Here is a 12,782-nt window from a genome sequence, read left to right on the forward strand (position 1 = left end):
GCTTGGTGCCTGTGGCTTGGATTGGTGCCCCCTGCTTGGTGCTCGTTGCTTGCTGCCTTGTCCTCAGCGCGCTCACGGCGCCGGCGGACCGGCGGCGCGGGACGAGGCGGCGGCAGGGGGCGGGGCGGCGGGCCGTCAGGTCCGGCACTACTCGCTCACGTACGAGAGCAAGGGGCGGGGGTTACGTGTGCGGGCCGTCAGGCCCGGGGATGTGCCGGCCTGTTGCGCACCCGGTCGTAGCGGGGCTGCGGCGGATGAGGATGCCGGTCGCGTCCGCCGCAGGTCGGGCCCCACCGGGCCCCGGCGCGCGCGGGAGGGCTGGGGGGTGCCGCCCTCTGTGTTGGGTCAAGGTCCAAGGCCAGTAGGTTCGTGCGGTCAAGGGCGGGCTGAGCCGTAGGGGTGTGCATGAGTGATAGCCAGGTCACGATCAAGCTCACGAGTGACGAGGCGCTGGTGCTGTCGCATTGGCTGGAGAAGCTCCAGATGACCGGCCTCGGCCGAGTTGTTGACGATCCGGCGGTCTGGGCACCGATTCATCGAATCGCAGGAACGCTCGACAAGACGGTTCCTGCACTGTTCGCGCCTGACTATGACCAGCGGCTGGAGGCCGCTCGTCAGCGGCTTCGGCCGGAGGACTGACCGGGTGCTCTGGACTCCTCACCGAGAGGGTTGTTCGCCGCGGATCGAAGACCCTGAACTGCGGGTCGCGGGGGCGAGTCCTGCGTAGGCGGCGAGGTGCCCGGGTCAGGACAGCCGGATGCTGCAACCGCGGCCCCAGCACGCGCTCTAGGACCGGGGGATCTGGGTGAGCGGGCCGTGCAGCCTGCTGGCGACCCGGGTTGCCTCGCCGGCCGGGTCGTCGTCGAAGCGACGATCATCTTCCGCTCGGCGATCGTCTCGTCCTCGCCGTCGACCGCCCGCAGCGTGTGGGGCATCGCGCGGGCAGCGTCCGCGATGATGAACGCGTCTTCGCGTCCGTCTTCGCCTCGCCCGGTAGAGGTCGGCGATCCGCCGCATCGTCAGGCCGGGCAGATAGGCGACCGGGCAGCCCATGTCCCTCTCGACCGCCAGCGGCAGGGCGCCGACCGAGGCCGGCTGGTCGACCACGACCAGCACCGTTCCGTGCTCGGCCTGGAGCTTGGCGAACAGCTCGCGGAAGCTCGGTGTCGGGCAGGCGCTTGTCGAACGCCTTCCTCCCGGCCAGGGTGACGGCGGCGGCGGGGTGTTCACCCTTGCCGACGTCCAGGCCGAGGAGAACGCCGATGGTGCTGGTGTCGATCATGCGCAGGCTCCCCCATCACGCTTCTCGTCCGGCCTTGCCTCGGCACCGAGCTGCCACATGAACGTTACGGAGAGCCTTTCCGGCCTTGGGTGAAACTGGTGCCCAAGCCCGTCATCAGCAGTCCGGCGATGCCTCCGGACCCGGTGCCCCCCCGGGACCATCAACAACAAGGGGGAAGTCATGCCGGACCCGAAGGCCGGAGGCCCCATTGCGGAGCCACGAAGAAGGTGACGGGGGGCCGGCCGGGCCCGCCGCCCTTGCGGGTGCGCATCCGGCTCACGGCCCCGGAGCGGGGGCGCGGTCTTCGTCTGCCCGGACACACACCGGGCGAGCCCGGGCGGCGCCGCCGGAGCAGCAACGACGGCAGAGGGACGCGGTGTTACGGGGGGGCGGCGGCGGGCCGCTGGCGAAGGCGTCGGCGGCGGCGTGAAGCCCGCCGACCCCAGTCCCGGCCGGGCCGGGGCTGGGGCGGGCCGGGGTTAGGGCGGGCCGGTAGCTCAGGTGCCAAGGCGCAGGCCGGAAACGGCGGTGTCGAAGACGGGCCGGCAGCGGCTCCCCTGCTCGTCCGGTGCGCGGAGGTAGACGACGTAGTGTCACCGCGGCCCGGAACTTCCTCGCTTTGTCCTGGAAGGTGAACTCCCCAGCCGCCGGGTCCTGCGCGCCCTGTCGTGGCCGCCCTGACGCGTCCGCAGCCCGGGGTGTCGCGGCAAGTCTGCGCCTCCTCGGTCGCCTGCCAGTGCCGCAGGACATCGGAGCCCGCAAACCCTGCGCCGTTGAACCGCAGTCCCTCGAGTCCGGAGGGGTCGACGTAGACGACTTCCCCGCCGTCCAGCTTCCTTGCGTGTCCCGCCGGCGGGAACCGGCAGCCGCAGGCCGCTGCTCTGGTGCTCCAAGCGGTAGCGGGCCTGGTCGGGGGCCTGGATGCTCACGCGGGAGGAAGACGTGGATGCTCACGCACTGCGTCGGCAGGGTTGGACAATCTCGGCGATCGCACGGCACCGAGCCCCGCGGGCAACGACTTCGCCTGACCGTCACCGATCAACAGGGCCCGGCGACCTTCGGTCGCCGGGCCCTCACGTGCGCTCTTCGCTCCCCACACACCCCACTTAGTTCGAGCTGCAACGAAGTGGAGGGAAAGCATCGCTGGTCGTTCTCGCAGATCCTCATCAGCCCCGCATGCACCAAGGGCACAAGCCCTGGCCACGGCCTGACGGAATGCCAGATGCGCCGCAGCCGCCGCCCCGCCCCGGGTGTCCACGGCCGGAGCGGCGGATCGGGACCGGCTGAGGCCCGGTCAAGGGCCCGCTCGCTGCGGATCCTTGACCGGGCCAGCCCGACGACGGGTCCCGGTGCCGGCCGGCCAGGCCCGCCGGAGAACACCCAAGGCAAAGCGGGCGGGCCGTCGCCGGCAGGGCCTTGCGCACACGGCTCCGGCGGGCCGGCTCACGGGAAAAACGAGTGCCCGCCCCCACCGCAACACCCGGGGGGCCGAACGCTGCCGGCCCCCCTACTTTTTGCCGCACCGGCCTGGGCCTGAGCCTGGGGAAGCGTTGCGGCAGCGGGCGCTGGCAGCACGCAAAAGCAGCACACACGAGACCCGTGGCGCCCCCGGGCGGGCGCCCCGGCCCTATCCGGCGGCCGGTCAGCCCCGCAGCGGGGCCGCGAACATACTGGCCGCGTTGTAGCCGGAGTGCGGATAGGCAGCGCCCCAGCTCACCGCCTCGGGCTGCGTCCGGGGAAAGTCCGCGGCCACCAGCGTCGCCAGATCGAAGTACGCCCGGCGAGTCCTGGGCTTCATCTGCTCCAGATCGACTTCCGAACCCGTGGCCAGGTGCTCGTCGAACGGAATCATCACCACACCCCGGCAGCGGGCACGGAAATGGTCCACGACGTCGTTCACCCGCACCATCTTGCTCTTCTGACGGGCCTCGGAGATCACCGTGATACTCCGCTGCACCAGATCGTCGTAGTGATGCGCACTCAGCCAGTCCAACGTGGTACTGGCACTCGTCGCACCGTCCACACTCGGCGTGGCGACCACGATCAGCTGATCCGCGAAATCCAGGATCCCCCGCATCGCACTGTGCAGCAGACCCGTCCCCGAGTCGGTCAGCACGATCGGATAGTGCTGCCCCAGACAGCCGACCACCTGACGGTAGTCCTCATCGTTGAACGCCGTGGACAGCGCGGGATCCGCCTCGTTCGCCAGAATCTCCAGACCGCTGGGAGACTGCGAGGTGAACCGCCGCACCGCCATGTAGTTGTCGATGTTCGGAAGCTCCGCCACCAGATCACGGATCGTCGCGCTCGTCTCACAACGCACCCGCCGGCTGAGCGTCCCCGCATCCGGATTGGCATCGATCGCCACCACCCGGTCCTGGCGCTCCGTGGCCAACGTCGCACCCAGAGCCGTCGTCGTGGTCGTCTTGCCCACACCCCCCTTCAGACTGATCACAGCGATCTTGTGGCACTGCATGACCGGCGTCCGCAGGATCGCCAGCTTCTGCTCACGCTCCCGCTCCGCGTTCCTGCCACCGATACGCAGCCGGCTCAACCCACGCCGCTCCCCCGGCCGGCCCCGCAGCAAACGGTCCGAAGACAGCTCCAGCGCCGCACTACGCCCCAACACACCCCCACGGCCACCCCGCTCCCCACCCGGCCACCCCGCCCCGGCAGGAACCGGCCCACCGAAACGCTGCCCCACCCCAGCCTGCCCGAAGGGATAACCCCCGCTGAAAGACACCGGCCCCCGCTCCCCACCCGGACCGTACACACCACCCTGCCCACCACGCGCCTCCGCGCGCAGCCCCGCCTGCGGCTCCCCCCGCAACACCACCTCACCACGCTCCTCATCCCCCACCACCCCCTGCACCCCCTGCACAGACTCCGCAGCAGCACCACCCGAAGCCGGCGTCACCAGCCCCGCCCCCTCCACACCCTCCCGATCGGACACACAACCATCCACACGGCCACCCCGGTCATCCCGGCCATCCCGGTCATCAGACACGATCAACCCTTTCGCAGAAGCAACGGACCTCACACACACCCCAGACACCACACCCACACCACCAGCGGACCCCGCACCAGCACGCGACACCACACCTGAACGGGACACCACAGACGCAGGAGCTACCGCACCCTCGCGGGACACCGCACCAGAACGGAACACCGCACCAGAACGGGTCACCGCACCGGCAGGGAATTCCACACCGGCAGGCGGTGCGCCGGATATCAGACCGGCAGCAGGACGGCGACCCTCCGCCGCAGAGGCAGGGGCCACCGCACCCGAGCGGGACACCACAGAAGCGGGAGTTGCCACGGAAGCGCCGGTATCCACACCGGCACGGGACACCGCAGGAGCACCAGACACCGCACCCGAGCGGGTTACCGCAGAGGCAGGGGCTACCGCACCAGAGCCGGTCTTCGCAGGAACACGGGTTACCGCAGGAGCACCGGACACCACACCGGCAGGGGTCACCGCACCGGCAGGGAATTCCACACCGGCAGGCGGTGCGCCGGATATCAGACCGGCAGCAGGACGGCGACCCTCCGCCGCAGAGGCAGGGGCCACCGCACCAGGGCGGGACACCGCAGAGCCACCGGAATGCGCACCGGAGCGTGCTACCGCAGAGGCACGGGACACCACACCGGGCTGGGTTACCGCACCGGAGCCGGTCTCCGAAGGAGCACGGGACACCGCACCGAAGCGGGCCACCGCACCGGAAGGGGCTCCCGCACCGGCGGGCGGTGTGCCGGGTACCGGGCCGGCGACCAGACGGCGGCCCTCCTCCCCAACATGCGATGTGACCGGGGCCGGGCGGCGGGGCAGGGCCTGCTCACGACGCAGACCACCAGGCGGCACCGTCGTGAACACCGGCCCCACCGCCACCCCACTCCTGGAAGACTCCCCCGCACCCGCAACCAGCCGCGACACCCCCTCCCCTGCTGCAGGGCGGACAGCACCACCCCCGCCCCGCCCCACCACCACACCGCTGGTGTGGCTGGGGCCCGGCCCCAACGCCACACCGCCACCGCTGGTGTGGCTTGTGCCCGGCCCCAGCGCCAGGCGCGCACCCGAACCGGCAGGCAACGCACGCGCCACCCGGCCCGTCCGGGACACAACTCCGCCACCCCTGCCGTCCCACACCCCCTCCCCCCACCCCGACGGGGCGAAAGACCCCGCAGGAACAGCCCGCACCAGCGACCCGTCCGCAGCAAACGCCAGACCAAACGATATGAACTGCTCCACCGTCAGGACCTGCTTATCCCCCCCCCCCCCCCGCCCCCCCGCCGCCGCATACCCGGCCGTCGCATACCCGGCGTGGTGACCCGCACCGGCCTGCAACACACCCTGCACCTCCGGCGGAACCTCCAACCGGCTCCGCACCCGGAACTGCCCCGCCCGCAACCCCTCACTACGCTGCAACTGCACCTTCAACGGACCCACAAACGAATACCGCTGCTCCTCCGCATAATCACGCAACCTGCCGACCAGCTCCTGGCCCAACATCACCAGACACGCACTCTGCAACTCGTGATCACCCGGAGACAACTCCACCACAAACCCATTCGGCACAATCGTGCAGTCCCGATCCCAGATCCGCGCGTTCACATCACACTCACGCCGCAACGCCCCGATAAACTCCATAGGCTGCACCGCCGACTTGAACACCCGCGCAAACGTCCCGTTCACCACAGCCTCGAAACGCCGCTCGATCCTGCCCAGCGTCCCCATCACAGCCTCCGGGCTACCCAGCCACCCAACACGGGCAGAACAACACAACACCGATAGTAGCAATATAGCCACAATCCGTGATTACCCATGGCGTGTCGCCCCAATTCACCACAACAGCCCCCACCACCACGGGGGCAGCAGGGCGGGGCGGGGCGCGACAGGGCGGCTGAGGTGGCCGGGGTCTGGCGTTGCCTCTTCCCGGGTCGGCTGGTCGTGGCCGCCGTACAGACCCCCAGACGGCGAATGAAGAGAGCCGCGGCGGACGTCCGCCCGGCCCTACACCTCGCTCACCCGCACCAGCGAGCACCTGAGCCCCCGACGTACACCGCCCGCACCTGGGGACCTATCCCCTCCCCCGCCAGCACCCCCAAGGCGCCGAGCCCGCGCACAGGGGAACTGAGCCCTACAGCGCAGAGCGGGAGTGCACGCTGACGGCATAGCCGCAGCTCGGCTCGTAGGGATCGCCGCCCCACGTGGCGAAACGCCCACGCAAGACCAGCCCAGCCCCCGTGCACCAGCGGTCGTACTCATCCAAAGTCACCGTCGGCTCCGGCAGCGGCAGATGCGCCGCATCCAGGCCCATCCCTGTCACCACCAACCCACCCGGACGCACCACAGCGGCCAACTGCCGCAGGACGGCTGACCCGGTGCCCGGGGCCAGCAGGGGGATGACGTTTCCGGCGGCCAGGGCCAGGTCGAAGTCCGGACGCACGCCGAGGGCATCCAGATGGGCCAGATCGCCGAGGATCCACTCCTGGTCGGGAGCGTCGCGGCGGGCGACGGCGAGCATGGAGGCGTCGACATCCACGCCGGTGCAGTGGTGGCCCAGTTCGGCGAGCCGGATCGCGATGCGGCCGGTGCCGCAGCCGGCATCCAGGACCCGGGCCGCAGGCTTCAGCAGCGCCGCGCAGAAAGCGGCCTCGCCGTGGATGTCATGGCCCGATTCGGCGAGCCGCGCGAACCTCCGGGCGTACTCCTCGCCGGCTTTCCCGCCGGTCAGCTCCGCCCAACGGTCACGTGGCTCAGTCACGTCGCGCATGCCTTCCGGTCAGCCGAGCCCCTGCGGAGCAAGGAGAATGCCTTTCGTAGGAATCATGGTCGCAGATGCGAGCCATATCGATGCAAGCCATGTCTCGGCCGACCACGTCTGCGGGGGACACCGCGCGAATCCCGCACCACTTCAGCATCCCGGGCGCACAGCATCCCCGACCTGCGGCTACTTCCGGTCTGTGCCACCCGTCTGCTCGTAATACGAAGCCACCTGATCGCGGTACTCGACCTCGTCGAGGTGCTTGTCACGGTGAAACTCAGGGGCGTTCTTGATCTGCTCCTTGGAGAGGTCCAATGTGATCTCCTTGCCCTCCGTGTCGACGCGCGAGATCGTGTTCGCGGGCAGGAGGACCTCCTTACCGAAGATCCACACACCGGTGTCGACCACGATGTAAGCGTCGTCCACTTCCTCGGAGTGCTTGTCGACCTTTCCGATGCTTCCGTCGACCGCCTCCACCTTGTAGCCGACGAGGTCCGTGCCGACGGCGTAGTTGAAGGACGGACGGTAATTCCACGCGTTCTCGGTCACGTACGAACAGCTCCTGAATGTCGAATTGCTGGCGGTCTACCCGCCCGGGCCCCGTATGACGGGCCCGCTCTCACGTGCCCCGTCACACCGTCCCCATGCCCGTCGCCGCCGACCCGCCCTCGCCGAGGGCAGCGGCGACCAGCCAAGTCAGCCCCTTACGATCTGGTCCACATAGGCACACTCGAATCGGTCCCACCCCCGTCGGCGGTCCACACAGGAGGTTGCCTTGATCACGGCGCAGCACTGGATCGACGCCCTCGGCCTGGAAGCGCACGTGGAAGGCGGGTATTTCCGGCGGACCTTTCAGGCGGACCACCGGCCGCGCGTCCGGACACCCGCCGGCGAGCGCTACACGCTGACCTCCATCCACTACCTGCTCACCCACTGGTCGCCGGTCGGGTACTGGCACCTGAACCGCTCCGACATCCTGCACTTCCACCACCACGGCGAAGCGATCACCTATCACCTGCTCCACCCCGACGGGCACTACAGCAGCGCCGTTCTCGGGCAGGACACCGGCCGGGGGCAGGTGCTCACCCTGGCCGTACCCGGAGGGGTGTGGAAGGCATCCCACCTCGCCGCGGGAGACCACGCCCTGATCAGTGAAGTCGTCGCACCCGGGTTCGACTACGCCGACATGACCCTCGGCCGGCCCGACGAACTAGTCTCACGTTTCCCCGCGCACGCCGAACTCGTACAGTGCTACTGCCGACCGACCCAGCCGTAGTCCGGCCGTCCACAGCCCAGCCGCCCACAGCCCGGCCGCGCCCCGGCTGCTCCGGCCCCCTCCCCCTCACGGTCGCCGCCTGGCGGCAGCCCTGCTCGAGGCGTCGCGATAGCCGTCTTCCAGGCGCCGCGGGCATCCGCTTTCGCCCGGAGGTGACACTCCGGCCCCTTGACCTCGACGGCGCCAGTCATTACCTTGCGGTCAGCGCAGACCCATGACGACCGAGAGGAGGCGACCAGCGGATGTACACCAGCTCCGACCTGAGTCGCCTCGCCCACAGCACGGTCTGGATTCCGGGTCGCATTGCGCACGGCTGCTGACGACGCCGTCCTGATGTGTCCGTCGACGGCACATCGCGGTTTCTCCGCCCCCCTCTTCTGATCTCCTGGTACGCCGCTGTCGCGTGCCGTCCTGCGCCCGACCGCCCCTGTCTTGTGGCGCGTCCGGAAACACAGAAAGCTGCCCGTCTTGGCGAACATGATGAACCGTCCGATCACTGTCCGGAACGCAGGCCCGTCGTGGTAGCCGCGCGGATCACGGTCAACGGGAAAGAGACACCCCTGTCACCGGCCGCTCCCCACTCCACCGTGCTGGACGTCCTGCGCGAGCGAGGCCTCACCGGAACCAAGGAGGGCTGCGCGGAGGGTGAGTGCGGCGCCTGCTCGGTCCTGGTGGCCCGCCCCGGCGTGAACAAGCCCACCGACTGGGTGGCGGTGAACGCCTGTCTGGTCCCGGCCGCGGCACTCGACGGCCAGGAGGTCATCACCGCCGAGGGCCTCGCCTCCGTCGACAGCCCCGGCACACCGCCCACCCTGCACCCGGTGCAGGAGGAGATGGCGGTCCGCGGCGGCTCCCAATGCGGGTACTGCACACCGGGGTTCGTCTGCAGCATGGCCGCCGAGTACTACCGCCCCGACCGCTGCGCGCACACGCACCCGGCCGGCGGCAGCGACGCCGAGCACGGCCCGAACGGCTTCGATCTGCACGCGCTGAGCGGCAACCTGTGCCGCTGCACCGGCTACCGGCCGATCCGCGACGCCGCCTACGCCGTCGGCACACCCACGGACGAGGACCCGCTGGCCCGGCGCCGCGAACAGTCGCCGCCCGCGCCGGTCGCCACCGAGTACACCCGGGACGGCCGGACGTTCCTGCGCAGGAACACCCTCGCCGAGACGTTGGAGGTGCTGCGCGAGCGGCCCGACGCGGTGCTGGTCGCCGGCTCCACCGACTGGGGCGTGGAGGTGAACATCCGTGCCCGGCGGGCCGATTGCGTGGTGGCCCTCGACCGACTGCCCGAGCTGCGGGAACTGCGCGTCGCCTCCGACCACATCGAGATCGGGGCCGCGCTCACCCTCACCGAGATCGAGCGCCGTCTCGACGGCGCCGTCCCGCTCCTCGCGGATCTGTTCCCGCAGTTCGCGTCCCGGCTCATCCGCAACGGCGCCACCCTCGGCGGCAATCTGGGGACGGGGTCCCCCATCGGTGACAGTCCGCCGGTGCTGCTCGCGCTGGAGGCGTCGGTGGTGCTCGCCGACGCCGACGGAGAGCGCGAGGTCCCGCTGGCGGAGTACTTCACCGGATACCGGCAGAGCGTGCGCCGGCCGGGCGAGCTGATCCGCTCGGTGCGCGTCCCGCTGCCGCTGTCCCCGGTCGCGGCCTTCCACAAGATCGCCAAACGGCGCTTCGACGACATCTCCAGTGTGGCGGTCGCGTTCGCGCTCGGCATCGAGGACGGGATCGTCCGCAAGGCACGCATCGGCCTGGGCGGCGTGGCCGCCACCCCGATCCGTGCCATCGCCACCGAGGCCGCCCTGGAGGGCAGGCCCTGGACGGCGGAGACCGTCGAGGCCGCGGTGCCGGTGCTCCGGTCCGAGGGCACGCCGATGTCCGACCACCGCGCCAGCGCCGCGTACCGCTCCGCGATGCTCGGCCAGAGCCTGCGCAAGCTGTACACGCGAACCACCGAGGCGGTGTCGTCATGAGTCATCTGTCCGAGCGTCCCGAGAAGCCCGTCGTCGGTCTGTCGATGCCGCACGAGAGTGCCGTCCAGCACGTCACCGGCACCGCCCTCTACACCGACGACCTGGTCCACCGCACCAAGGACGTACTGCACGCCTACCCGGTCCAGGTCATGAAGGCCCACGGCCGCATCACCGACCTGCGCACGGAGCCGGCACTCGCCGTCCCGGGAGTGGTCCGGGTGCTGACCGGGGCCGACGTGCCCGGCGTCAACGACGCCGGGATGAAGCACGACGAGCCGCTCTTCCCCGACACGGTGATGTTCCACGGTCACGCCGTCGCCTGGGTCCTCGGCGAGACGCTGGAGGCGGCCCGGCTCGGCGCGGAGGCCGTCGAGGTGGACCTCGACGAACTGCCGTCCGTGATCACCTTGCAGGACGCGATCGCGGCCGAGAGCTTCCACGGCGCCCGGCCCGTGATGGTGACCGGTGACGTCGACGCCGGCTTCGCCGACTCCGCGCACGTCTTCGGCGGCGAGTTCCAGTTCTCCGACCAGGAGCACTTCTACCTGGAGACGCACGCGGCGCTCGCCTATGTCGACGAGGCCGAGCAGGTGTTCGTCCAGAGCAGTACTCAGCATCCTTCCGAGACCCAGGAGATCGTGGCGCACGTCCTCGGTCTGCACAGCCACGAGGTGACCGTGCAGTGCCTGCGGATGGGCGGAGGCTTCGGCGGCAAGGAGATGCAGCCGCACGGCTTCGCGGCCGTCGCCGCGCTCGGTGCCAGGCTGACGGGCCGGCCGGTCCGGGTACGGCTCAACCGGACGCAGGATCTGACCATGTCCGGCAAGCGGCACGGGTTCCACGCCCGGTGGCGGATCGGCTTCGACGCCGACGGCCGCATCCAGGCCCTGGACGCCACCCTGACCGCGGACGGCGGCTGGAGCCTCGACCTGTCCGAGCCGGTGGTGGCCCGCGCGCTGTGCCACATCGACAACACGTACTGGATTCCCCACGCCCGCGTCGCCGGCCGCATCGCCCGGACCAACAAGGTCTCCAACACCGCCTTCCGCGGCTTCGGCGGACCGCAGGGCATGCTGGTGATCGAGGACATCATGGGCCGGTGCGCGCCGCTGCTCGGGCTGGACCCGATGGAGCTGCGGGAGCGCAACTTCTACCGGCCGGGCCAGTCGACGCCGTACGGACAGCCGGTGGTTCAGCCGGAGCGCATCTCCGCCGTCTGGGAGCAGGTGAAGGACGACGCCGGCATCGCCGACCGCGGGCGTGAGATCGCCGCCTTCAACGCCGCGCATCCGCACACCAAGCGGGCGCTCGCCGTCACCGGCCTGAAGTTCGGGATCTCGTTCAACCTCACCGCCTTCAACCAGGGCGGCGCGCTGGTGCTGATCTACAAGGACGGCTCGGTCCTGATCAATCACGGCGGCACCGAGATGGGTCAGGGCCTGCACACCAAGATGCTGCAGGTGGCGGCGACCACGCTGGGCATCCCCCTGCACAAGGTACGGCTGGCTCCGACGCGTACCGACAAGGTGCCCAACACCTCCGCCACCGCGGCCAGCGCAGGCGCGGACCTCAACGGTGCGGCGGTGAAGAACGCCTGCGAGCAGCTGCGCGAGCGGCTGCGGGTGGTGGCCGCCACACGGTTGGGTTCCAGTGCCTCGGACGTACGGATCGTCGAGGGCGTCGCGCGCGCCCTGGGCAGCGACCGGGAAGTGGCCTGGGACGACCTGGTGCGCACCGCGTACCTCCAGCGTGTGCAGCTGTCGGCGGCCGGTTTCTACCGCACGGAGGGGCTGCACTGGGACGCGAAGACGTTCCAAGGCTCGCCGTTCAAGTACTTCTCCCACGGCGCCGCCGCGGCCGAGGTGGAGGTGGACGGCTTCACCGGCGCGTACCGGATCCGGCGGGTGGACATCGTGCACGACGTCGGCGACAGCCTCTCCCCGATGATCGACATCGGCCAGGTCGAGGGTGGGTTCGTGCAGGGCGCGGGCTGGCTGACCCTTGAGGACATGCGCTGGGACGCCGGTGACGGCCCCCACCGCGGCCGTCTGCTCACCCAGGCCGCGAGCACGTACAAGCTGCCGAGCTTCTCGGAGATGCCCGAGGAGTTCCACGTCCGGCTCCTGGAGAACGCCACCGAAGAGGGTGCGGTGTACGGGTCCAAGGCGGTGGGGGAACCTCCGCTGATGCTGGCGTTCTCGGTACGGGAAGCGCTGCGGCAGGCGGCCGCCGCGTTCGGGCCGGGCGGGATCAGTGTCGAGTTGGCCTCGCCCGCGACGCCGGAAGCGGTGTACTGGGCGGTCCAGGCGGCTCGTCAGGGCGAGGCTCGCGAGGGCAGCCCGGCCGGGGAGGCTTCCGCCGACGGTCAGGCCGGGGTCCGGCCGGTCGAGAACGGTCGCGCCGTGGGCCCGTCCCTCCGTTCCGGTCCGGCCGACGGCGCGGTCCGTCCCGACGCCGAAGCGCTGAGCGGTGCCTGA

General features: G+C 70.4%; 7 protein-coding genes and 3 pseudogenes. 4 read left to right on the plus strand and 6 right to left on the minus strand.

The window, feature by feature from the left end; all coding sequences use genetic code 11:
• Positions 1 to 405 precede the first annotated feature (405 nt).
• Positions 406 to 639 (plus strand): hypothetical protein, encoded by a 234-nt coding sequence (locus ACFZBD_RS00005; protein ID WP_391132698.1) that lies wholly within the window; start codon positions 406 to 408, stop codon positions 637 to 639.
• A gap of 18 nt (positions 640 to 657) precedes the next feature.
• Here ACFZBD_RS00005 and ACFZBD_RS00010 read toward each other — a convergent pair.
• The 6 genes and pseudogenes from ACFZBD_RS00010 to ACFZBD_RS00035 all read right to left on the minus strand — a co-directional run.
• Positions 658 to 705: pseudogene (locus tag ACFZBD_RS00010) on the minus strand (hypothetical protein); the annotation flags it as partial.
• A 40-nt stretch (positions 706 to 745) separates the two neighbouring features.
• A pseudogene (locus ACFZBD_RS00015) lies at positions 746 to 1,282 on the minus strand (IS110 family transposase); the annotation flags it as partial.
• Between the two features lie 1,642 nt (positions 1,283 to 2,924).
• Positions 2,925 to 3,836 carry an AAA family ATPase gene (locus ACFZBD_RS00020; RefSeq protein ID WP_391135800.1) on the minus strand — a complete coding sequence of 304 codons (912 nt, stop codon included), beginning with the start codon at positions 3,834 to 3,836 and terminating at the stop codon, positions 2,925 to 2,927.
• A gap of 1,839 nt (positions 3,837 to 5,675) precedes the next feature.
• Positions 5,676 to 6,017: pseudogene (locus tag ACFZBD_RS00025) on the minus strand (DUF3662 domain-containing protein); the annotation flags it as partial.
• Positions 6,018 to 6,420: 403 nt separating this feature from the next.
• Entirely contained in the window at positions 6,421 to 7,047 is a 627-nt protein-coding gene (locus tag ACFZBD_RS00030; protein WP_391135803.1) for a methyltransferase domain-containing protein, read from the minus strand.
• A gap of 186 nt (positions 7,048 to 7,233) precedes the next feature.
• Positions 7,234 to 7,596 carry a PRC-barrel domain-containing protein gene (locus ACFZBD_RS00035; RefSeq protein ID WP_391132701.1) on the minus strand — a complete coding sequence of 121 codons (363 nt, stop codon included), beginning with the start codon at positions 7,594 to 7,596 and terminating at the stop codon, positions 7,234 to 7,236.
• 226 nt (positions 7,597 to 7,822) lie between these two features.
• On the opposite strand from ACFZBD_RS00035, the gene ACFZBD_RS00040 reads away from it, so the two are divergent.
• The 3 genes from ACFZBD_RS00040 to xdhB all read left to right on the plus strand — a co-directional run bounded on the left by ACFZBD_RS00040 (position 7,823) and on the right by xdhB (position 12,782).
• Positions 7,823 to 8,323 carry a cupin domain-containing protein gene (locus tag ACFZBD_RS00040; RefSeq protein ID WP_391132704.1) on the plus strand — a complete coding sequence of 167 codons (501 nt, stop codon included), beginning with the start codon at positions 7,823 to 7,825 and terminating at the stop codon, positions 8,321 to 8,323.
• Positions 8,324 to 8,841: 518 nt separating this feature from the next.
• On the plus strand, positions 8,842 to 10,305 hold the full coding sequence (locus tag ACFZBD_RS00045) for an FAD binding domain-containing protein (RefSeq protein WP_391132707.1): 1,464 nt from the start codon (positions 8,842 to 8,844) through the stop codon (positions 10,303 to 10,305).
• Positions 10,302 to 12,782 carry a xanthine dehydrogenase molybdopterin binding subunit gene (gene xdhB, locus ACFZBD_RS00050; protein WP_391132710.1) on the plus strand — a complete coding sequence of 827 codons (2,481 nt, stop codon included), beginning with the start codon at positions 10,302 to 10,304 and terminating at the stop codon, positions 12,780 to 12,782. Before ACFZBD_RS00045 ends, xdhB begins: the two co-directional genes overlap by 4 nt.

The organism is Streptomyces sp. NPDC008121 (assembly GCF_042957155.1).
In the GTDB taxonomy this organism is placed as follows: domain Bacteria; phylum Actinomycetota; class Actinomycetes; order Streptomycetales; family Streptomycetaceae; genus Streptomyces.